The organism is Vibrio kasasachensis (assembly GCF_050337565.1).
Taxonomy (GTDB): Bacteria; Pseudomonadota; Gammaproteobacteria; order Enterobacterales; family Vibrionaceae; genus Vibrio; species Vibrio kasasachensis.
In genome coordinates this window covers 1-1956 of sequence record NZ_JAKJTB010000040.1, presented here as the reverse complement: position 1 = coordinate 1956, position 1956 = coordinate 1, and the positions used below count along the sequence as shown (strand labels likewise).

General features: G+C 39.1%; 1 protein-coding gene and 1 pseudogene. One reads left to right on the top strand and one right to left on the bottom strand.

Annotation, left to right across the window (positions count from 1 at the left end):
* Nucleotides 1–175 (bottom strand): annotated as a pseudogene (locus L4C38_RS21180) (IS4 family transposase); the annotation flags it as partial.
* 768 nt (nt 176–943) lie between these two features.
* Here L4C38_RS21180 and L4C38_RS21175 point away from each other — a divergent pair.
* Nucleotides 944–1630 carry an HNH endonuclease signature motif containing protein gene (locus L4C38_RS21175; protein WP_428799512.1) on the top strand — a complete coding sequence of 229 codons (687 nt, stop codon included), beginning with the start codon at nt 944–946 and terminating at the stop codon, nt 1628–1630.
* Nucleotides 1631–1956 lie beyond the last annotated feature (326 nt).

The window sequence follows — 1956 nt, the reverse complement described above, 5'->3', positions numbered from 1 at the left end:
TAATTGCGTGTTTGACGGTGGTTTTCGTTTCAAGTTTTCTGCCAAGTTTGGTTAAGGTTAAATCAGAACCATTGAGAACGCTTTTAGTGGCAAGTATAAGAGATCTAAGTCGTTTTTTGTGAATATTAGGGCATTGGTCTTCAAGAGTTTGCTGTAGAATTTGAATATCGCGCATCGTTAGGTATCCCTATTAAATCCATTTGATAAGGTGTGTTTTTGGCGAAATTCATTAGATCAGAATGAGCGATGCGCGTCTACTCATTGTTTTTGTTGGAAATTATGAGGGGATTCCCGAGAACAAAGCGTTCAAGAGGGACTATCAACGTTTGGCGACTTTGGTGTCAGTGAATTAGGTGTTTACGGTAGTCCAATTGGGTCATGGGGTTTACGTTGCTAGCCCCTTAACGCGGCGTTAGAAATGACCAGGGAGTACGGTTGAATGTGGAGTCTGACATACATTTTCTGGATACTGATTGTTTTCAATATCCTTGCCTCAATGTATCAGAGGAAAAAGTTAACCAGCAATAAAGGTAAAGCGGTCCATGACGTACCACCGTCATTGCTAGAGGAAGTTAATAAGCAAATCGAGGATGGATATAGGGTTGTATCCGTAACAGAATATAGTGTAAGGCTGGTAAAAACGAAACGGAGTCTTTTCTCTTGGCTATTCGTTTTGGTTCTACCCAATGTCGCGTTTAATACATGCTTCTTGTGTAATGTATTCGGTATTCAACTTAAGCTAAACAATGGCGAAATTGACTTATCAACTTTTTAACGAGGAACGGTTATTCTAACAAAGCGTTTAAGGCAGATTCGCAACGCTCGGCATTTTCATTTTAAGTCGGGTTTTGTGTTTAGTGTGCAATGGTTTAGGTTAGGTGGTGGCGTCGCTCACTACTTAACGCAGCGTTATGTTTCAGAGTATATTTTTTAGGGAACGAATATGACATATGATAAAGAAAGACCTAGCTTACCTGCTGCGATCAGACGTCAGGTTATGACGGAAGCGGGACATTGCTGCACAGTGCAACACTGTAATGAAAGCATTGTCGAAGTGCATCATATTGATGAAAATAGAGAAAATAATGATCCAAGTAATTTGATAGTTTTATGTGATAAACACCATAAACTAGCACATAAAGGTGATATATCGAGAATGGATCAAAGGAAGTACAAAGAAATGCTGACTTCCGAAAAAACTTCAACAAGCAGAGGGTCTAGTGAGCACGATCGAAATTTACTGATTAAAATAAATAACATAATTTCTTACGACACTATCCAACTGTTGAAAAACGAATGGTTTGGTAGCTTTGTAAGAAAGGAAGCAATTGACCCTCTACACAATTTATTTTACCAAGCTGAAGATCCTCTATTTAAATTCACTAATCCTAAGTTGGAAGCTATGAAAATAGATGTTCTAAACAAAGGTCAAAAATTCATCCGTCATTTTGGGCAACAATCTGCTGGTCGAATAGATGGATATGATTATATCGATCTTAATGAAATTAAACGTAGAGACCCCAATGCAGACATTGAGTATTGGAAAAAATATTCAGAGGACACAATGGATTTAGCGCAAGATTTTTGTACTGCAATGTCCCTTTTAAGGGCGGAATTAATCCACAATTAAAACATAACAAACTGTTTAAGAGTGATTCGCAACGCGTGGCATTCTTTCTATGCGTTGCGTTTAGTGTTTAAGGTGGAATGCGGCGACTTCGGTATTGCGCTGCTCACATATATGGTCTCCCCCAGTTTTGCAAGTCAGCAGTATGATTAAAAGCGCAGGTTAACTACCATATATACGGCCTGTTTTAGCGGCTTTTGCCTTGGCCAAGATGAGGCAGTCGAACACGAAGTCCTAATCACCTTATCGACTTTAAAAGCCAGTGTGAGCAGAAGGTTTTCAACGTGTAGGATTTATCCTGTTATTCATCTCACTACGTACTTTGCAAA